Raw genomic sequence first — 19,682 nt, forward strand, 5'->3', positions numbered from 1 at the left:
TTACTTGCCGAATCCCGCCTTCCGCAGCGCGTCGGCCATCGAACCGCCGGGCGCCGGGCGGGAGTCACGCCCGCGATCGCGTCCACCCTGCTGCTGCTGCGGCTTGCCGCCGCGCCGGTCCTGCGGCTGACCGCCGCCCCGCCGGTCCTGCCGCTGCCCACCGCCGCGGGGACCGTCGTTCTTGCGGCCGGCCCCGACCTCGTCGTCGAGCCGCAAAGTCAGTCCGATGCGCTGACGGGCCTCGTCCACCTCGAGGACCTTCACCTTCACGACGTCACCCGACTTCACGACGTCCCGCGGGTCCTTGACGAAGTTGTGGGACATCGCGGACACGTGAACGAGGCCATCCTGGTGAACGCCGATGTCGACGAACGCGCCGAACGCCGCCACGTTCGTGACGACGCCCTCGAGCGTCATCCCCGGCTTCAGGTGCGACACCTTCTCGATGCCGGCGGCGAACGTGGCCGTCTTGAACTCCGGGCGGGGGTCGCGGCCGGGCTTCTCGAGCTCACCGATGATGTCGGTGACCGTGGGCAGACCGAACCGGTCGTCGACGAAGTCTGCCGGGTTCAGGCTGCGGAGCGCGGACGTGTTGCCGATGATCTCGCGCACGCCGGTGCCGCTCGCGCCGACGATCTTGCGCACCACCGGGTAGGCCTCGGGGTGGACGCTGGACGCGTCGAGCGGGTCGTCCCCGTTGGGGATGCGCAGGAAGCCGGCGCACTGCTCGAACGCCTTCGGACCGAGTCGCGCGACGTCCTTGAGCCCCTTGCGGCTGCGGAACGGGCCGTTCTGGTCCCGGTGCGCGACGATGCTCTCCGCGAGCGAACCGGCGATACCCGACACGCGGGACAGCAGCGGCACCGACGCGGTGTTCACGTCGACGCCGACCGCGTTCACCGCGTCCTCGACGACGGCACCGAGCGACCGCGCGAGCAGCGTCTCCGACACATCGTGCTGGTACTGCCCGACGCCGATCGACTTCGGGTCGATCTTCACCAGTTCGGCGAGCGGGTCCTGCAGACGTCGCGCAATGGAGACTGCTCCGCGGATCGACACGTCGAGATCGGGCAGCTCCGCCGAGGCGTACGCGGACGCCGAGTACACGGACGCGCCGGCCTCGGACACCACGATCTTCGTCAGGTTGGTGGCACCCGACTTGGCGATCAGCTCGGTCGCGAGCGCATCCGTCTCGCGGGAGGCCGTGCCGTTCCCGATGGCGATGAGCTCCACGCCGTGCTTGGCGACGAGACCGGCGAGAGTGGCCAGGGAGGCGTCCCACTTGTTCTGGGGCTGATGCGGATAGATCGTGTCGTGGGCCACCACCTTGCCGGTCGCGTCCACGACCGCGACCTTCGTCCCGGTCCGGAAGCCGGGGTCGAGGCCCATCGTGGCGCGGGTCCCGGCAGGCGCTGCCAGCAGCAGGTCCCGCAGGTTGTTGGCGAACACGTCGACGGCGTCCTTCTCCGCCGACTGTCGCAGGCGCATCCTGGTGTCGATGCCCAGCGTCACGATCATCTTGGTGCGCCACGCCCACCGCACGGTGTCGAGCAGCCACCGGTCGGCGGGCCTGCCGCGGTCGGCGATGCCGAACCGGCCTGCGATCCGGCCCTCGTAGACGGTGGGCTCGCCGGGGACGGGCTCCTCCGTGTCGGGTGCCAGCGTGAGCGTGAGTACCTCTTCCTTCTCGCCGCGCAGCACCGCCAGGATCCGGTGCGAAGGAAGCTTGCCGAACGGCTCGGAGAACTCGAAGTAGTCGGCGAACTTCGCACCCTCGGTCTCCTTGCCCTTACGGACCGCGGACACCAGCTGCCCGCGGGTCCACATCAGCTCGCGGAGCTCACCCACCAGGTCTGCGTCTTCGGCGAAACGCTCGACGAGGATCGCGCGCGCACCCTCGAGCTGTTCGGCCGTGTAGGACGCCGGATCGGTGGAGGGATCGGTGATCAGTGCGTCGGCGACGGGTTCGTGACCGGCCTCGCGGGCGATCTGCGCCTTGGTGCGCCGCTTCGGCTTGAACGGCAGGTAGATGTCCTCGAGGCGCGCCTTCGTGTCGGCGGTCATGATCTGCCCACGCAGCTGGTCGTCGAGCTTGCCCTGCGAGTCGATCGACTCGAGCACGGCGACCCGGCGCTCGTCCAGTTCCCGCAGGTACCGCAGGCGTTCCTCGAGCTGGCGGAGCTGAGCGTCGTCGAGCGTTCCGGTGACTTCCTTGCGGTACCGGGCGATGAAGGGCACGGTGGCTCCACCGTCGAGGAGGTCCACGGCGGCCGCGACCTGTCCCTCCCGGACGTCGAGCTCCTCGGCAATGCGCTGGTTCACGGTCTTGAGAGTCACGGAAATGGACCCTACCGCTACTCTGAGACAATATCGTCGGCGGTGAGGCCGTCGCGGAAATCTCGGGAGAATTTCATGTCCAGGCTGATCGTATGCCTGACGGTCATGGTCTTCGTGCTGGTTGCGCCGGCCTGCACCATTCCGACCGGGACGAACTCCGTGGTCGACATCCCGGCGACGTCACCGGCCGTCGCGACCCCCGATCTCCTCCCGGCCGACGACCGGCCGGCGGGTGACGGCGTGACCGTGAGCCCGGAGCCGTTCCCCTCCGCGCGAGTTCCCGTTTCCGCACCCCTCGCCGAACGCATCTCGGCGGCGGTCGCGACGGCGTCCGCCGAACGCGGCGCCGACATGTCGATCGCCGTTCTGGACCGCGCCACCGGCAGCTATCTGGAGGGCGCCGCCGCCGAACCCGTCGAAACGGCGTCGTTGGCCAAGCTGTTCGTCGCCGCCCAGATGTATCACCTCGACGCGCTCGGTGAGCGGCCGCTGTCCGACTTCGACAATGTCCTCCTGAAGCGGATGCTCGAATCGTCCGACGACGACGCGGCCAACACTCTCTGGGACGATCTCGGCGGCTCCGATGTCGTCGTCGACGTCGCCGGGCGGTACGGACTCGCCGCGACCACCCCGCCCTGGGACGGGTTGTGGTGGAACACCGAGACGACCGCCGCCGACCTCGTGACGTTCTATGCCGGGCTCCTCGACGACCGCGACGGCCTGGGCGCGGATCGCATCGCCGAATTCGTCGGCTACCTGCGCTCGTCGACACCCGAGGCGATCGACGGTTACGACCAGCGGTTCGGCATCCCCGACGGGTTGCCCGGCGAGATCGTCGTCGGGGTGAAGCAGGGTTGGATGTGCTGTGTGGGAGATCGGTGGATCCACGTGTCGACCGGCCTGATCGGTGAGGACAACCGCTACATCGTGGCCGTCGCGTCGCGGGAGGACATCCGGTACGAGGACGACGAGGAGTCGTACCCGGACACCGCTGTCACGGATGTCACCGAGGATTCCAGCGCCCGGCATGCGCGGGACACGATGACCGGGTTCGTGAAGTCCCTGTTCCCGAACGGTGTCGTCGACGACTGGGCGCAGCCTCAGGGTTAGCGCCCGGGCAGGCCCGGAAACCGGTTCAGGGCAACAGGTCCGGGCGGCGTTCGGCGGTGCGTTGCAGCGACTGCTCCCGCCGCCAGGCAGCCACCTTCGCGTGATCACCCGACAGCAGGACCGGCGGGACGTCGAGTCCGCGCCACGTTGCCGGCCGCGTGTAGCTGGGACCTTCGAGTAGGCCATCGGAAAACGAATCCTCTTGGTGCGACTGCTGATTGCCGAGAACTCCGGGAATCAGGCGCACGAACGCCTCGGTCATCACCAGCACGGCCGCCTCGCCCCCGATGAGGACGTAGTCGCCTATGCTCACTTCTTCGACGCGCACCCGGCGGGCGGCGTCGTCGAACACACGCTGATCGATGCCTTCGTAACGTCCGCAGGCGAAGACGATGCGCTTCTCCCCCGCCCAGCGCTCGGCGGTAGCCTGCGTGAAAGGAACACCGGCCGGGGTGGGGACGACCAGCAGAGTGTCCGTGTCGCCGTCGCCCGCGGCGAGGACGTCGTCGAGGGCGGGACCCCACACGGTGGGTTTCATGACCATCCCCGGCCCGCCGCCGTACGGCGAATCGTCGACGGCCTTGTGGACGTCGTGCGTCCAGTCCCGCAGATCGTGCACCTCGACGGAGATGAGGCCCTTGTCGATGGCCTTGCCGAGCAACGCCGCTCGCAGCGGTTCGAGGTACTCGGGGAAGATGGTGACCACGTCGAGACGCATGGCTACCGACTCACTTCCCGTCGGAGGATTCACCGAAGTCGGGATCGAGCAACCCTTCCGGCGGATCGATCAGGGCGACACCGTCCGCGACGGACACCGACGTGACGATCGCGGCCACGAACGGGACGAGAAGTTCTCCGGACTGGTCGCCGGCCCGGCGGATCGAGAGCAATTCGCCTGCCGCGGAATGCAATACCTCGATGACGGTTCCCACCTCGGTGCCGTCCGCGAGGCGCACCGACAGTCCCTCGAGTTCGTGATCGTAGAACTCGTCGGGGTCGTCGGACGGCTCGAGTTCGGCGCTGTCGATGACGAACAGCGTGCCCCGCAGGGCATCCGCCGCGGTGCGATCCGACACACCCTCGAGGCGCAGCAGAAGCCGCCCGGAATGGTCCCGGGCGGCTTCCACCGTGTATGTGCTCACAGTCTGCTCGCGCGGCTTGTGTCCCCGCAGCACGGCACCCACGGCGAATCGATCCTCGGGTTCGTCGGTGCGAACCTCGACCACGATCTCACCCTTGATGCCGTGCGACTTGGCGACACGGCCGACGACGAGCTCCACTGCTGTAAGGCCTCTACTGATCGGTGTCGACGACGTCGACACGGATCCCGCGGCCACCGATACCGGAGACCAGCGTGCGCAGAGCGGTCGCGGTACGACCACCGCGGCCGATGACCTTGCCGAGATCGTCAGGGTTGACGTGCACCTCGACAGTGCGCCCCCGACGCCCGGTGATCAGCTCGACACGAACGTCGTCGGGGTTGGCGACGATGCCACGAACGAGGTGCTCCACGGCATCGGCGACGACGGCACTCACTTGTCAGCAGCCTCGGACTCTGCAGCAGCCTCGGCGGGAGCGTCGGCAGCAGCCTCGGCGTCCTCGGCCTTCGCCTTCTTCTTCTTGGGCGTGATGGCCTCGCCGACGGGCTCGTTCTCGGCCTGCGCGAGCGCAGCCTGGAACAGCTCCAGCTTGGAGGGCTTGGCTTCCTTGACGCGGAGGGTGCCCTCGGCGCCCGGCAGGCCCTTGAACTTCTGCCAGTCACCGGTGATCTTGAGGATGGCCTCGACGGGCTCGGTGGGCTGGGCGCCGACGCCGAGCCAGTACTGAGCGCGCTCGGAATCGACCTCGATCAGCGAGGGCTCTTCCTTGGGGTGGTACTTGCCGATGGTCTCGATCGCCCGGCCGTTGCGGCGGGTGCGGGAGTCGGCGACGACGATGCGGTACTGCGGGTTCCGGATCTTGCCGAGCCGGGTGAGCTTGATCTTGACAGCCACTGCTGTACTTCTCCTTCAGTGCGCACACGAGTGTGCCCACGTGTCACGTGCAATTCGGCGACGCGCAGGAATAGCGCGCCCGGTTTTGCCTCTAACCTGTGACCGCCGCGCGGTGCGTGACCGGATGCGACGAACAGCGGTTCATTCTGCCAGACGAACACCGTCAGGGGAAAACCAGGTCATCGGGTCTTCACGACGTTGCCCCGCAGCACCACGACATCGGGCGCGGCGAGGGCGTCGCTGCTCGCCCGCGGGTCGTTCCGGAAGACCAGCAGATCCGCGGGCGCACCCGCTTCCACACCCGGATGTCCGAGCCACGTCCGCGCGTCCCAGCACGCGGCGCCGAGGGCCTCCGCCGGGCTCAGTCCGACCGCCTTCAGTTCCTCGACCTCGTCGGCGATGCGTCCGTGGACGATCGATCCTCCCGCGTCGGTGCCGGCGTAGATCGGGATCCCCGCGTCGTGAGCGGCACCGATCGTGTCCTTCACCCGTGAGTGCAGGTCACGCATGTGCGCGGCGTAGATCGGGAACCGCGAGGCGGACTCGGCAATATCGGGGAACGTCGCGATGTTGATCAGCGTCGGGACGAGCGCGGTTCCGTGCGAGACCATCAGCTCGATCGTCTCGTCGGTGAGCCCGGTGCCGTGCTCGATGCAGTCGATTCCGGCGTTGATCAGGCCCGGAAGCGCATCCTCGGCGAAGACGTGCGCGGTGACGCGAGCCCCTTCCCGGTGCGCGGCCGCGATCGCCTCGACGAGGATGTCGTCGCTCCACAACGGCGCGAGGTCACCCGCGGAGCGGTCGATCCAGTCGCCGACGAGCTTGACCCACCCGTCGCCGGCCCGGGCCTGGCGCACCACCTCGTCCGGCAGCTGGGACTCGTCCTCCAGATCGACCGGCAGTCCGCGGATGTAGCGCTTGGGGGCGGCGATGTGCTGTCCGGCGCGGATGATCCTCGGCAGGTCGGGGCGGTCGTCGACGAACCGGGTGTCGACCGGCGAACCGGCGTCCCGAATCAGCAGGACCCCGCAGTCGCGCTCGGTCTCCGCCTGCGCGATCAACCCGTCGACGCTCTCGCCACCGCCGCCGAACCTGATGCCGACGTGGCAGTGGGCATCGACGAGTCCGGGAACGATCCACCCGGATTCGCAGACGGTCTCGGCGCCGGGAACCGGTTCCGTCGAGATCACACCGTTGTCGACCCAGAGTTCGACCGGCTGTTCGTCGGGCAGACCGGTGCCCCGGAAGTGCAGCGCGCCCATCGGCTACTTCTTCGGCAGCTTCAGCTGGGACAGGTCGATGCCCTCGAGTCCGGGCGGCAATTCGTCGAGGCCCTTCGGCATGTTCGACAGGTCGGGCATCCCCGCGGGGAGACCTCCGGGCGGCATACCCGGGAACCCGCCGGGCAGGCCGCCGGGGAATCCGCCGCGCACCTTCGGCGGCGTCGGCCCCTTGCCGCCCTTCTTGCCCTTCTTGCCCTTCTTGCTGCGCTGCGGCTTCCGCGAACCGGGCATGCCCATACGACCGGCCATCGCGGCCATCATCTTGCGGGCCTCGAAGAAACGGTCGACGAGCTGGTTGACGTCGGAGACCTTGACACCCGAACCGTTGGCGATCCGCAGCCTGCGGGACGCGTTGATGATCTTGGGATCGTCACGCTCGGCGGGGGTCATGCCGCGGATGATGGCCTGCACCCGGTCGAGCTGCTTCTCGTCGACGTTCGCGAGCGCGTCCTTCATCTGCCCCGCACCCGGGAGCATGCCCAGGAGGTTGCCGATGGGGCCCATCTTGCGAACAGCCATCATCTGCTCGAGGAAGTCCTCCAGCGTGAGCTGTCCCGAACCGATCTTCTGGGCTGTGGCTTCGGCCTGCTCGGCGTCGAAGTGCTGCTCGGCCGCCTCGATCAGGCTGAGGACGTCACCCATGCCGAGAATGCGGCTGGCCATGCGGTCGGGGTGGAAGACGTCGAAGTCCTCGAGCTTCTCACCCGTGGACGCGAACAGGATGGGCTGCCCGGTGACCTCGCGGACGCTGAGCGCCGCACCACCGCGGGCGTCACCGTCGAGCTTCGTGAGCACGACACCGGTGAATCCGACACCCTCACGGAAGGCCTCGGCGGTGCTGACCGCGTCCTGACCGATCATCGCGTCGAGGACGAAGATCGTCTCGTCCGGGTTCACGGCGTCGCGGATACCCGCCGCCTGCGCCATCAGGTCGGCGTCGATACCCAGCCGGCCCGCGGTGTCGACGATCACCACGTCGAACTGCTTGTTGCGGGCTTCCTCCACACCTGCCCGGGCCACCTCGACCGGGTCGGCCGCGGTGACGCCCAGCTCGTTGTCGCCGCCGCCGATGGATGTGCCGGGGTGCGGTGCGAACACCGTGGCTCCCGCGCGCTCGCCGACGATCTGCAGCTGGGTGACGGCGCCGGGACGCTGCAGGTCACAGGCCACGAGCAGCGGCGTGTGTCCCTGGTCGCGCAGCCACTTCGCGAGCTTGCCTGCGAGGGTCGTCTTACCGGAACCTTGGAGACCGGCGAGCATGATGACCGTCGGCGGCGTCTTGGCGAACGCCAGCCGGCGGGTCTCGCCACCGAGGATCTCGACGAGTTCCTCGTTGACGATCTTGACGACCTGCTGCGCCGGGTTCAGCGCCGCCGAGACCTCGACGCCCTTGGCGCGTTCCTTGATCTTGGCGATGAACGAGCGGACGACGGGCAGCGCGACGTCTGCCTCGAGCAGGGCCAACCGGATCTCACGGCAGGTGGCATCGATGTCGGCTCCGGAAAGGCGACCCTTGCCACGCAGATCCTTGAGGGCTCCGGTCAACCTGTCGGAAAGGGATTCGAACACCGAGTGCGCTCCTGAAGTCATGCGAGTGTGCGGTGGATATTCTCGGCCCCAGCCTAGCCGCTCACGTCCCGTCGTTCATTCTCCCCCGCTGCCCTCCTGCTTCTTCGGCTTCGTGAGCGGAACGACGCCGAGGATCGCGCTCTCGACCTGCTCCCGGCTCGCCCGGGTGTCCCCGCCGCCGAGATCGAGGCAGAACGAGTCGATCACCGACGAACCCAGGGTGGTCACCCGCGCCCAGCGGACGTCCGCGCCGCACGTGTCGAACGCGTCGGCGAGCCGGGACAGCAGCCCCAGCCGGTCCTCGGCCCTCAGTTCCAGGATGACCTCGCCGGGCGATGCGGTGTCGAACCAGATGACCCGCGGCGGCGCCTGCGCGTACTGCACCGGAACCGCGGCTTCGCCCCGTTCCTCCACCGCGGCGACGCGCTGGCTCTCGCGAGCCTCCTCTTCCTTGGCCGTGAGCATCTCCAGCAGGTTCAGCTCCCCCGCCAGCGCGCGGATCAGCTCCTGCCGCAGCAGACCCGCCTGCGGCGGCGCCCCGAACCTCGGGGACACGACGAACGAGTTGACCGCCGACCCCTCGGCGCTGCCCAGGGACGCGGAGTAGACCCGCAGGGAGTGCAGCGCGAGCACGCCCGCCGCCTTCGACAGCAGACCCCGCTGATCGGGCGCGATCACCGTCACCACATACGTGTGGGGACTGTCGGCGGGGACCAGCGCGACGTGCACGCCACCCGACGCCGCCAGCGCGACGTGTTCCGGATCGAGCGGATCGGGTGCGGGAAGCACCTCTCCCGCCATGACCAGGCGGCAGCGGCGCACGAGTTCGCCGATCAGCGACGACTTCCAGTCGCCCCACACACCGGGACCCGTCGCCAGCGAATCGGCCTCCGCCAGCGCATGCAGCAACTCCAGCAGGACTCCGTCGCCGCCGATCGCTTCCACCACCCGCTCGACCGTCTCGGGATCGTCGAGGTCGCGCCTCGTCGCGGTGTGCGGCAGCAGCAGGTGGTGGCGCACGATCGCCGTCAGCAGCGCAACGTCCGACGGCCACAATCCGAGGCGCCTGCCGATCTGGGTGGCCAGTTCGGCGCCGACCACGCTGTGGTCGCCGCCGCGGCCCTTGCCGATGTCGTGCAGCAACGCACCGAGCATCAGCAGGTCCGGGCGGGCCACGCGGGTGGTGAACCCACTGGCATAGGCAGCGGTCTCGACGAGATGCCGATCCACCGTCCACGTGTGCACCGCGTCCCGCGGCGGCAGGTCCCGGACGGCACCCCACTCGGGAAGAAGCCTGCCCCACAGGCCGGTCCGATCGAGAGCCTCGATCGCCGCGACGGCACGGCTACCCGAGCCCAGCATCACCAGCAGATCGTTCAGCGCCTCCTTCGGCCACGGCTCGCGCAGCTCGGGGGCGTTGTCGGCCAGGCGATTCAGAGTGGACGCCGACATCGGCATTCCCGTCGTCGCCGACGCCGACGCGACCCGCAGCACGAGGCCCGGGTCCTTCGCCGGCCGGGCGTCGCGCGCCAGCACCACTTCACCGGCGTGCTCGACGACACCCTCGTCGAGGGGCCGTCGCACCGGTGGTCGGCGCAACCGCGCCAGGCCGCGCCGCGGCAGGGCGTGTCCGGCCGTCCGCACACCGACGTCGACGGAATAGCTGATGGTGCGCGCGGCATCACTGAGCATGCGCGCGAGGTCGAATCGATCGCCGATCCGCAGTGCGGCGCCGATCTCGTCGGCATCCTGCGCCCGCAACTGATCGCGGGAGCGGCCCGCGACCCGGTGCAGTTCGGTGCGGACGTCGAGGAGCCGCCGATGTGCGAGTGCCAGTCCCCCGCCGGGCGACTCGGGACCGAGCCCGGGCATGCCGTCGGTGAGCTGCGCGATGGACAGCGCGTTGAGCAACTGTACGTCCCGCAGTCCACCGCGACCGCTCTTCAGGTCGGGCTCTGCGCGGTGGGCGATCTCGCCGCTGCGTTCCCAGCGCGACCGCGTCTGCTCGATGAGTCCGTCGAAACGGTTGCGGATGTCGGTGCGCCACTGCCTGCGGACCCCGCTGATGAGCAGATTGGTCAGCTCGACGTCGCCGACGATGTGACGCGCCTCGAGCATTCCCAGAGCCGCGGTGATGTCCGTGTCCGCCACCTGCAGTGCCTGAGGGATGGTGCGGACGCTGTGGTCGAGCTTGATGTGCGCGTCCCACAACGGATACCAGAGTTGGTCGGCCACCTGCGCGACGACCGCCGGATCCATGTCGTCGTGAAGGAGGAGGAGGTCGAGATCCGAGTACGGCAGGAGTTCCCGCCGTCCGAGCCCACCGACCGCGACGAGCGCAAAACCGCTGTCGGGCTTGATGCCCAGCTCGGCTCCCTTTGTGGTCAACCAGAACTCGTGCAGGTCGACGAGCGCGTGACGGAGCGCGGCGGCGTCGAGCCGGCGCCCGTGACCTGCGGGATTCCTTGCGCCGGGGCCGGTCTCGGAGCCACCGGTGAGCAGTTGCCTACGTGCGCGGGCCAGGTCCGCTGCTTCGTCCGATCCGCCTGACGCAACCGGCCCTGGTTCCGTCGCCTTGGCGACGGGACCAGGGCCGGTCTTACCGGACCCGTTGGGGTCAGAGTGCATCCGCGCCGCGTTCCCCGGTACGCACCCGGATGACCGACTCGACCGGTGAGACCCAGACCTTGCCGTCACCGATCTTGCCCGTGCGTGCCGCCTCGACGATCACCTCGACGACCTTGTCCACAGCAGCGTCGTCCACGACGACCTCGACCCGGACCTTCGGAACGAAATCGACCGAGTACTCGGCACCTCGGTAGACCTCGGTGTGGCCCTTCTGCCGGCCGTACCCCTGGACCTCGCTGACGGTCATCCCCAGGACGCCCGCCTGCTCGAGTCCCGTCTTCACGTCCTCCAGAGTGAACGGCTTGACAATTGCTGTGATCAGCTTCATTTCCTCATCCCTCCTTGCCGGATACACGAGCAGTCGCCGAGTTTCCGCCGAGAGCGGCGAAATCGTAGCCAGTTTCTGCGTGTTCCGACTCGTCCACTCCAAGTGATTCACCCTCGTCGCTGAGCCGCAGACCGATCGTGAACTTCACGATCAACGCGACGACGGCCGTACCGACGAGCGAGTAAAGCAGTACTGCTCCGGCGCCCACTGCCTGACGCCAGAGTTGGTCGAGGCCTCCACCATAGAACAGTCCGACAACACCCGCGGGCGCCTCAGCCGTTGCGACCAGGCCGACCATCAGCGTTCCGACGATGCCGCCGACGAGGTGGACACCGACGACGTCGAGCGAGTCGTCGAACCCGAAGCGGAACTTGAGTCCGACCGCGAGCGCGCAGAGTGCGCCTGCGACGACGCCGATGGCGAGCGCGCCGAGGACGTTCACCGAGGAGCAGGAAGGCGTGATGGCAACCAGGCCGGCCACGATTCCGGACGCCGCACCGAGTGTGGTGGCGTGGCCGTCGCGAATCCGCTCGACCAGGAGCCAGGCGAGCATGGCCGCGCACGTTCCGATGACCGTGGTGATGAAGGTTGCTCCGGCGATGCCGTTGGAACCGACGGCCGAACCGGCGTTGAAACCGAACCAGCCGAACCAGAGGAGGCCGGCGCCGAGCATCACGAAGGGCAGGTTGTGCGGACGGAACGGGGTGCCCGGCCATCCCTTGCGCTTGCCGAGGATGATCGCGAGGACGAGGCCGGCGGCGCCGGCGTTGATGTGCACCGCGGTACCACCCGCGAAGTCGACCGCGGCGAGCTTGTTGGCGATCCAGCCACCGGTCTCGGCGGTGACGCCGTCGAAGGCGAAGACCCAGTGCGCCACGGGGAAGTACACGACCGTCGCCCAGAGGCCGGCGAACAGCAGCCAGGAACCGAAGCGCAGGCGATCCGCCACGGCACCCGAGATGAGGGCCACGGTGATGATCGCGAACATGGCCTGGAACGCGACGAAGACCGTCGCGGGGATGGTGCCGACGAGCGGGATCGCGGAATCGGCGATCACCGAACCGGCATCGTCGGTCTCGGCGAGGTACGACCCGCCGATCAGTCCTTTGAGCCCGAAGTACTGGAACGGATCACCGACAAGGTTTCCCTTGTCCTCGCCGAAGGCCATGGAGTAGCCGTAGAGAACCCACAGGATGCCGACGACACCCATCGCGCTGATGCTCATCATGAGCATGTTCAGCACGCTCTTGGCCCGCACCATGCCGCCGTAGAAGAACGCAAGACCCGGAGTCATGAGCAACACGAGCGCGGCGCTGGTCAGCATCCACGCTGTGTCCCCGGTGTCCGGTGCACCGATAGTGGGGAAATCCACCTTGAGCCTCCTCCTTCTCTGCCCAGCCGGTAGCGGCTGACGACCTGAGAAGAAGGGTGCTCAGTTGGTGTTTCGGCTGTGCCACTGCACTGTTTCGCGCGCGTGAACGCATCGGCCTATTTTGTTGCGTGCAGGTTTCGCCAGGCGATTTGCGGTCGGTTTCAGCCCGCCTGAGCGGTCCGGGAGCCCGAGACGACCCTGAATCGCTGCGTCAGCCGAGCAACGCGTCGACGAAGGCGCCCGGCTCGAACGGCGCCAGATCGTCGGCGCCCTCACCGAGTCCGACGAGCTTCACGGGAACCCCGAGTTCGTGCTGAACCTGGAACACGATGCCGCCCTTGGCGGTGCCGTCGAGCTTGGTGAGCACCACACCGGTGATATCGACGACCTCGGCGAACACCCGCGCCTGCGCGAGGCCGTTCTGGCCGATGGTCGCGTCGAGGACGAGGAGGACGTCGTCCACCGACGCCTTCTTCTCGATGACCCGCTTCACCTTGCCCAGCTCGTCCATCAGTCCGGTCTTCGTGTGGAGCCGGCCAGCCGTGTCGATCAGCACGACGTCGACGCCGTTGTCGATTCCCTTGGCCACGGCATCGAACGCGACGGCCGCCGGATCTGCGGCTTCCTTCCCGCGCACCACCTCGGCGCCCACCCGCTCGGCCCACGTCTGCAGCTGGTCCGCGGCGGCAGCACGGAACGTGTCGGCGGCACCGAGCAGGACGCGCCTGCCGTCGGCCACGAGAACACGCGCGAGCTTGCCGGTGGTCGTGGTCTTGCCGGTGCCGTTCACACCGACGACCAGCAGGACCGCCGGGTGGTCGTCGTGCGGCAGGGCACGGATCGAGCGATCGAGTTCCGGCCGGAGTTCGGCGACCAGGACTTCGCGGAGCAGCGCACGGGCATCGGCCTCGGTGCGGACGCTGCGCGACGCCATCTGCTCACGCAGCGACGTGACGATCTTCGTGGTGGTCGCCGAGCCCAGGTCGGCGATGAGGAGTGTGTCCTCCACCTCTTCCCAGGAGTCCTCGTCGAGATCGCCGCCGCCGAGCAGTCCGAGCAGGCTCTTGCCCACCGCGGACTGGGAACGGGATAACCGCCCACGCAGACGGTCGAGCCGCCCCTCCGTGGGAGCGATGACGTCGAGCACCGGCGCGGCGGGGGCCGGTGCGGCTTCGGCTTCGGGTTCGGGCGCGGGCGCGACCTCGGGTTCCGGTTCGACCTCGGGCGCGACGACCGGTTCGTACGTGACCGGCTCCGGCGGGACCGTCGGCTTCTCCGGGGCCTTCTCCGGCTCGGGGGCCTTCTCCGGTGCCGGGGGTGCGACGACCTCGGGTTCGGGTGCGACGACCTCGGGTTCGGGCACCGGCTTCGGCAGAACCGGCTCGGGCGCAGGCGGACGTGGCGGCGCCGTCGCCGTCGACCCCTGGCTGAAGTTGAACCCGCCGTCCGCGCGGTAACTGCCCGAACGGTCCTTTTCCGCCGTGGTGACCTGCGGGGTGTCCGGCGCCTTCAGGGAGATTCGGCGACGCCGATACAGCAGGGACCCGACGACGAGAACGACGAGAAGTACGGCCAGTGCGGCCGCGATGGCAATCCAAGCTCCGGTAGTCACGCCGCCCATTGTTTCAGGCTCCGGATTTCGTTGCGCACTGCCTTCCCACGCGCACAGTCCCGGCTCGGACCGGAATCAGGCGTCCGCGGCCGCCATGTCCTGGCCACGGAGCCGCTGGGAGATGACGGTGGTGATGCCGTCGCCGCGCATGCTGACGCCGTAGAGCGCGTCGGCGACCTCCATCGTCGGCTTCTGGTGGGTGATGACGATCAGCTGCGACTTCTCCCGCAACTGCTCGAACAACCCGATCAGACGACGCAGGTTCGTGTCGTCCAGCGCGGCCTCCACCTCGTCCATCACGTAGAAGGGGGACGGCCTGGCTCGGAAGATCGCCACGAGCATCGCCACCGCCGTCAGCGACTTCTCGCCACCGGACAGCAGCGACAGCCGTTTGACCTTCTTGCCGGGCGGCCGGGCCTCCACCTCGATGCCGGTGGTCAGCATGTCCGACGGGTCGGTGAGCACCAACCTGCCTTCACCGCCGGGGAACAGTTTCGCGAACACCTGCACGAATTCGCGTTCGACGTCCGAGTAGGCCTCGGTGAACACCTGCAGGATGCGGGCATCGACGTCGGCCACCACCCCGAGGAGATCCTTGCGGGCGGTCTTCACGTCCTCGAGCTGTGTCGAGAGGAAGTTGTAGCGCTCCTCGAGCGCGGCGAACTCCTCGAGTGCCAGCGGGTTGACCTTGCCGAGCGTCGCCAGGTCCTTCTCGGCACGTTTCGCGCGACGCTCCTGCGTGGCGCGGTCGTACGGAATCGGTGCGGGCATCGTGACCTGCTCGCCGCGCTCCTTCGCCTGCTCGTACTCCTCCATCTCGAGTGCGGACGGCGGCAGCGCTACGTCGGGGCCGTATTCGGCGATCAGGTCGTCCAGACCGATGCCGTGCTGTTCGAGGATCGCCTCCTCGAGCTGCTCGATGCGCAGCGCGGCCTGGGCGCGAGCCACCTCGTCGCGGTGCACGGCGTCGGTGAGCGACGCCAGCTGTCCGCTCAGCTGACGCACCCTTTCCTTCACCTGTTCGAGTTGGGTGGTCCGCTCGGTGCGGGCCCGCGCGAGTTCGTCGCGGTGAGCCATCGCGGCGTCGACGACGTCACCGAGGTGCTCGGCCACCCGCTGCCCGGACTCGGCGACCGCCGCCGCGACCGCGGCCGCGTTCTGGCGCGCCTTCATCGCACGTTCGGCCCGGGCGCGCGCGTCGCGTTCCACCTGTGCGGCGCGGCGCAGGGAATCCGCCTTGCCGCGCACCGATTCGGCGCGCTCCTCGGCCGTCCGCACCGACAGTCGGGCTTCCACCTCCACGGCCCGCACTTCGGCCAGCGCCGCGGCCGCCATCTCACGATCGATGCTCGTCGTGTCGGATCCACCCGTGTCGGCACCGGAGGACGACCCGTCCTGTTCCGCCAGGCGCAGCCGTTCCTCGAGTTCGGCGAGCGCGGTCAGCGTGTCCTCCCGACCGCTCTCGGCCTTGTCCCGCTGCGCCATGAGCCGATCGGATTCGGCGCGCGCGGCCCGCGCGGCCTGGCCGAGGCGGCCGAGGCGCTCGTAGATGGCGGACATCGCGGCGTCGGACTCGTTCAGCGCGGCCAGTGCCTGCTCGGTGTTCTCCTGACGGTCGGCCTGTTCCGCGACCGCGCCGGACAGTGCCGCGGACAGTTCCTCGGCGCGACGTTCGGCGCGGGCCAGATCCTGCACCGAGTTGTCGATGGCGGCCTGGACCTCGAGGGTGCTCGGCTGACGGTCCGAGCCGCCGCTCATCCAGCCCGCTCCGAGGAGATCTCCGTCTCGGGTGACGGCGCGCACGTCGGGCCTGCGCCGGACGGTCTCGACGGCGTCGTCGAGGGAATCGACCACGACCACCCCGCCCAGGAGCGCTGCGAGCCCGGTCCGCAGTTCGGCGGGGCAGTCGATGACGTCGACGGCCCACCGGGCGCCGGAGTCCAGGTGCCCGCCGTCACGTGCGACGTGATCGGAGCCGATGAACAGGGACGCCCGTCCGCTGTCCGTTTCCTTCAGCGCACCGACTGCGCTGCGGGCGGCGTCGAGGGATTCGGCGACGACGGCGTCCGCGGCGGGGCCCATCGCCGCGGCGACGGCACCCTCGTACCCCTTCTCGACTGTGATGAGTCCACCGATCGGTCCCCGGATGCCGTGCTGCGCCCGATTCTCGACGAGCCAGCCGGCGCCGTCCTTGCGTTCGAGGCCCATCGACAGCGCGTCGATCCGGGCACGCAGGGATGCCACTTCCTGTCCGGCGGCGCGCTCCTCGGCCTGGAGTTCCGTGACGCGTTCGGTGATCAGGCGCAGTGCCTCGACGGCACGCTCGTGGTGGGAATCCAGCCCCAGCTCGCCGGCGTCGAGGTCACCGATCTCGTCCTGGACGACCTCGAATTCGGACTGTGCCGCGTCGCCGCGCTGCCGGGCCTCTTCGATTGCGACGGTCAGCCGGGACACTTCGGCGTCGACGGAGTCGGCGCGGGTGCGCAGCGTGTCGACCTGCCCGGACAACCGGGCCAGGCCTTCTCGGCGGTCGGCGATCGCCCGGACCGCCGCCATGTGAGCGCGTTCCGCCTCGGCGGCGGTCTCCTCCCCCAGTGCCAGCTGCTCCTTGGCGGCGTCCAGCGCCGCGCGCGCCATCTCGACGGCTTCGACGAGCTCCATCTCCTCCGCGGCGATCCGGTCGGCGCGGGCCTCCATCTCGTCCGGATCCTGACCGCGGTTCGCGGAGGGCTCGGAGTCGAGGTGGCGCGCCCGTTCGCGGGCGATGCGAATGGTCGCATTGACGCGCTCCGCGAGTGCCGACAGCTGGAACCACGTCTGCGCGGCCGCTTCCGCACCCGGTGTGAGTCTCGACAGTTCCTGTTCGTGCCGTCCCAGCTCCAGATTGGCCTCGTCGAGCGCCTCGGTGACCTGGTCGTGCTGCTCGCGCGCCACCTTCTCGTCCTGAGCCTGGTCGGCCAGCTCCTCACGGCGCGTGACCAGGTCGTCCGCGGCGAGCCGCAGCTTCGCGTCGCGGAGGTCGGCCTGCACCGTCTGGGCGCGGCGCGCCACCTCGGCCTGCCGGCCGAGCGGTTTGAGCTGGCGCCGCAGTTCCGCCGTGAGGTCGTTCAGGCGCGCCAGGTTGGCCTGCATGGCGTCGAGTTTGCGAACCGCCTTTTCCTTGCGCTTGCGGTGCTTGAGAACGCCGGCTGCTTCCTCGATGAATGCGCGCCGATCCTCCGGACGGGATTCGAGGATGGCGGCGAGGCGGCCCTGACCGACGATCACGTGCATCTCCCGGCCGATGCCGGAGTCGCTGAGCAGTTCCTGCACGTCCATCAGCCGGCAGGAGCTGCCGTTGATCTCGTATTCTCCGGCGCCGTCGCGGAACATGCGCCGGGTGATCGACACCTCGGAGTAGTCGATCGGCAGGGCGCCGTCGGAGTTGTCGATGGTCAGCGTGACCTCGGCGCGTCCGAGGGGCGCCCGCCCGGCGGTGCCTGCGAAGATGACGTCTTCCATCTTGCCGCCGCGCAGGGCCTTCGCTCCCTGCTCCCCCATCACCCAGGTGAGAGCGTCGACGACGTTGGATTTACCCGACCCGTTGGGTCCTACGACACAGGTGATTCCCGGCTCGAATCGCAGAGTCGTTGCGGACGCAAAGGATTTGAATCCCTTCAGCGTCAGACTCTTCAGATGCATGACGGAGAACTTTACCTGCGGTTCACCGTTCCACGAACCCGGTGAGGTCGCCGCGGGCGGAATCCCATTGCTCCACGACGAGATCCACCGCGCCCGGTGTGTCTCCCGACCGCAGCAGCGTCAGCAGGGTTTCCAGCTTGTCCCGAGGTCCCTCGGCGATGACGAGCACGCGGCCGTCCTTCTGGTTGGCCGCGTATCCGACGAGGCCGAGTTCCAGCGCGCGGGCGCGGGTCCACCACCGGAATCCCACACCCTGCACGAATCCGTGCACCCACGCGGTCATTCTCTCCATGTCCGTCACGACCGTTCGAGCTTGTAGATCTTCCCGGTGAAACTGGTGGCGTAGAGCGCGTCCGGATCCCAGCCCGGTCCTGCGCCGAACCGCACCGAGGACACGAGCGGCAGCCCGGACGCCAGGGCGCAGCTCTCCCCTGTCGCGGGATCGACCCGCACCACCTTGCCGCCGCCGTTGTAGGCGACGTAGACGATGCCGTCCGGTCCGACGGTGAGGTCGTCGGCCGCGTTGAGGGGCCCGGAGCCGGGCAGCTCGACCGAGACGACGGGGCCATCCAGGTCGTCTTCGCGGAGGATGCGCAGCGTAGTGGTCGTGTCGAATGTCGTCACCGTATAGACGTTGCCGTCGTGCGCGGCGAGACCGTCCACGGTTCCGAGATCGGTGCGGACGATCTCCGGGGTGTGGGGATCCGCCGCCGGGACGCGGATCAGTCCCGCCCCGGAGCCCAGATTCCGGGCGGTGAGGATGTCTCCGTTGCTCAGCCGGACCAGCCCGTTCGGCATGACCAGCCCCTCGGCCACGGTGCGTGTGTCACCGGTGTCGAGGTTCACGACGTCGATCGTGCCGCTCGCCGAGCCGGTGACCCCGGCGGCGAAGGAATTCCCCGTGGCGAAGTACGCGTCGGTGCCGTCCACGGCGATTCCACCGGGAGACTCGACGTCGGGCACGATCGGGGTGACGGTGCCGTCGGGGGCGACCCCGTCGAGGGCTCCGCCGCCGACCAGGCCTGTCCGCGACACCAGCATGGTGCCCGCGCCGTCGAACGCCAGGTTCTCGAGAACACCCGCCCCGGACGTCACCTCCGACACCGACCACGGGGTGCACGCACCGCCGGGGGGCGCGAACGCGGGCCCGGCGGCCGCGGGCGCGACCACGAGCAGACCCGCGCAGAGCGCCGTCCCGCCCGCGAGCGCGGCCAGCTCACGACGCATCATGCTTCCCTCTGGACGGTCAACGTCACCGTCGTCCCGGCCTTCAGCGTCCGCCCGACCGTGCAGACCTTGTCGACGGATCGTTCCACGAGCGCCACCAGACGCTCCTGCGCGTCGGCGTCGAGCTCGCTGAGATCCAGTTCCAGCACCTCGTCCAGCTGCGGGTACACCTCGTTCTCCCGGTCGGCGGCACCGGACACCCGGATGGTGGCGTCGTAGTTGTCACCCAGTCGCCGCGACAGCGGGAAGTCCGAGCTCATCCCACTGCACGCGGCGAGTGCGATCTTCAGGAGTTCCCCGGGAGTGAACACGCCCTCCACGCCCTCGGAGCCGATCAGGACCTCGGCGCCGCGCGAGCTGCGGCCGGTGTATCGCCGGGTGCCCGTTCGCTCGACCCACAGTGAGGTGGGCGCCGTCGTGTCGGAAGTCTGTTCTGCCATGCGCTCAATCCTGCCACCGATCGGCGCAACGCCAGGTAGGTGGGTGGGCGGCAGTGGTTTCCACGCAATTGTGAACGACGATTCTCAGCAGAGGGAACCGG

At 68.9% G+C, this 19,682-nt stretch carries 16 protein-coding genes; 1 reads left to right on the forward strand and 15 read right to left on the reverse strand.

Annotated features, from left to right (window positions below):
- Complete coding sequence (locus JVH1_RS03580) at positions 1-2,337, reverse strand: Tex family protein (protein ID WP_009479722.1); 2,337 nt, start codon at positions 2,335-2,337, stop codon at positions 1-3.
- A 75-nt stretch (positions 2,338-2,412) separates the two neighbouring features.
- On the opposite strand from JVH1_RS03580, the gene JVH1_RS03585 reads away from it, so the two are divergent.
- On the forward strand, positions 2,413-3,447 hold the full coding sequence (locus JVH1_RS03585) for a serine hydrolase (RefSeq protein ID WP_009479721.1): 1,035 nt from the start codon (positions 2,413-2,415) through the stop codon (positions 3,445-3,447).
- Positions 3,448-3,472: 25 nt separating this feature from the next.
- On the opposite strand, the gene trmD is transcribed toward JVH1_RS03585, so the two are convergent.
- From trmD to JVH1_RS03655, 14 genes are all read right to left on the reverse strand, one after another.
- Positions 3,473-4,165, reverse strand: a complete 693-nt coding sequence (trmD, locus tag JVH1_RS03590; protein ID WP_009479720.1) for a tRNA (guanosine(37)-N1)-methyltransferase TrmD — start codon at positions 4,163-4,165, stop codon at positions 3,473-3,475.
- Between the two features lie 10 nt (positions 4,166-4,175).
- Entirely contained in the window at positions 4,176-4,727 is a 552-nt protein-coding gene (gene rimM, locus JVH1_RS03595) for a ribosome maturation factor RimM (protein ID WP_043782283.1), read from the reverse strand.
- A gap of 13 nt (positions 4,728-4,740) precedes the next feature.
- Positions 4,741-4,983 (reverse strand): RNA-binding protein, encoded by a 243-nt coding sequence (locus tag JVH1_RS03600; RefSeq protein WP_005240479.1) that lies wholly within the window; start codon positions 4,981-4,983, stop codon positions 4,741-4,743.
- Complete coding sequence (rpsP, locus tag JVH1_RS03605) at positions 4,980-5,441, reverse strand: 30S ribosomal protein S16 (protein WP_005240477.1); 462 nt, start codon at positions 5,439-5,441, stop codon at positions 4,980-4,982. The genes JVH1_RS03600 and rpsP overlap by 4 nt, the downstream gene beginning before the upstream one ends.
- A gap of 179 nt (positions 5,442-5,620) precedes the next feature.
- The gene (locus JVH1_RS03610; RefSeq protein WP_009479718.1) at positions 5,621-6,703 is read right to left on the reverse strand and encodes an amidohydrolase family protein; all 1,083 of its coding nucleotides are present in this window, start codon (positions 6,701-6,703) and stop codon (positions 5,621-5,623) included.
- A 3-nt stretch (positions 6,704-6,706) separates the two neighbouring features.
- A complete protein-coding gene (gene ffh, locus JVH1_RS03615) occupies positions 6,707-8,293 on the reverse strand; it encodes a signal recognition particle protein (protein WP_009479717.1) in 1,587 nt (528 codons plus the stop codon).
- Between the two features lie 75 nt (positions 8,294-8,368).
- Entirely contained in the window at positions 8,369-10,921 is a 2,553-nt protein-coding gene (locus JVH1_RS03620) for a [protein-PII] uridylyltransferase (RefSeq protein ID WP_009479716.1), read from the reverse strand.
- A complete protein-coding gene (locus tag JVH1_RS03625) occupies positions 10,911-11,249 on the reverse strand; it encodes a P-II family nitrogen regulator (protein ID WP_005240467.1) in 339 nt (112 codons plus the stop codon). Before JVH1_RS03625 ends, JVH1_RS03620 begins: the two co-directional genes overlap by 11 nt.
- A 4-nt stretch (positions 11,250-11,253) precedes the next feature.
- The gene (locus JVH1_RS03630) at positions 11,254-12,573 is read right to left on the reverse strand and encodes an ammonium transporter (RefSeq protein ID WP_371113085.1); all 1,320 of its coding nucleotides are present in this window, start codon (positions 12,571-12,573) and stop codon (positions 11,254-11,256) included.
- Between the two features lie 259 nt (positions 12,574-12,832).
- Positions 12,833-14,242 carry a signal recognition particle-docking protein FtsY gene (ftsY, locus tag JVH1_RS03635; protein WP_009479714.1) on the reverse strand — a complete coding sequence of 470 codons (1,410 nt, stop codon included), beginning with the start codon at positions 14,240-14,242 and terminating at the stop codon, positions 12,833-12,835.
- A gap of 66 nt (positions 14,243-14,308) precedes the next feature.
- Positions 14,309-17,914, reverse strand: coding sequence for a chromosome segregation protein SMC (gene smc / locus JVH1_RS03640; protein WP_009479713.1), 3,606 nt, complete (start codon positions 17,912-17,914; stop codon positions 14,309-14,311).
- 22 nt (positions 17,915-17,936) lie between these two features.
- On the reverse strand, positions 17,937-18,206 hold the full coding sequence (locus tag JVH1_RS03645; RefSeq protein WP_011598391.1) for an acylphosphatase: 270 nt from the start codon (positions 18,204-18,206) through the stop codon (positions 17,937-17,939).
- A gap of 5 nt (positions 18,207-18,211) precedes the next feature.
- Complete coding sequence (locus JVH1_RS03650) at positions 18,212-19,141, reverse strand: hypothetical protein (protein WP_009479712.1); 930 nt, start codon at positions 19,139-19,141, stop codon at positions 18,212-18,214.
- Positions 19,141-19,581 (reverse strand): OsmC family protein, encoded by a 441-nt coding sequence (locus JVH1_RS03655; RefSeq protein WP_009479711.1) that lies wholly within the window; start codon positions 19,579-19,581, stop codon positions 19,141-19,143. The genes JVH1_RS03650 and JVH1_RS03655 overlap by 1 nt, the downstream gene beginning before the upstream one ends.
- Positions 19,582-19,682 lie beyond the last annotated feature (101 nt).

The sequence above is a fragment of the Rhodococcus sp. JVH1 genome (assembly GCF_000280725.2).
Taxonomy (GTDB): Bacteria; Actinomycetota; Actinomycetes; order Mycobacteriales; family Mycobacteriaceae; genus Rhodococcus_F; species Rhodococcus_F jostii_A.

Excerpts from the sequence above, each read along its gene's own strand:
- JVH1_RS03585 (WP_009479721.1), top strand. The coding sequence starts at position 2,413 with ATGTCCAGGCTGATCGTATGCCTGACGGTCATGGTCTTCGTGCTGGTT.
- trmD (WP_009479720.1), bottom strand. The coding sequence starts at position 4,165 with ATGCGTCTCGACGTGGTCACCATCTTCCCCGAGTACCTCGAACCGCTG.
- JVH1_RS03610 (WP_009479718.1), bottom strand. The coding sequence starts at position 6,703 with ATGGGCGCGCTGCACTTCCGGGGCACCGGTCTGCCCGACGAACAGCCG.
- JVH1_RS03620 (WP_009479716.1), bottom strand. The coding sequence starts at position 10,921 with ATGCACTCTGACCCCAACGGGTCCGGTAAGACCGGCCCTGGTCCCGTC.
- JVH1_RS03625 (WP_005240467.1), bottom strand. The coding sequence starts at position 11,249 with ATGAAGCTGATCACAGCAATTGTCAAGCCGTTCACTCTGGAGGACGTG.
- JVH1_RS03630 (WP_371113085.1), bottom strand. The coding sequence starts at position 12,573 with ATGCTGACCAGCGCCGCGCTCGTGTTGCTCATGACTCCGGGTCTTGCG.
- ftsY (WP_009479714.1), bottom strand. The coding sequence starts at position 14,242 with ATGGGCGGCGTGACTACCGGAGCTTGGATTGCCATCGCGGCCGCACTG.
- smc (WP_009479713.1), bottom strand. The coding sequence starts at position 17,914 with ATGCATCTGAAGAGTCTGACGCTGAAGGGATTCAAATCCTTTGCGTCC.
- JVH1_RS03645 (WP_011598391.1), bottom strand. The coding sequence starts at position 18,206 with ATGGAGAGAATGACCGCGTGGGTGCACGGATTCGTGCAGGGTGTGGGA.
- JVH1_RS03650 (WP_009479712.1), bottom strand. The coding sequence starts at position 19,141 with ATGCGTCGTGAGCTGGCCGCGCTCGCGGGCGGGACGGCGCTCTGCGCG.
- JVH1_RS03655 (WP_009479711.1), bottom strand. The coding sequence starts at position 19,581 with ATGGCAGAACAGACTTCCGACACGACGGCGCCCACCTCACTGTGGGTC.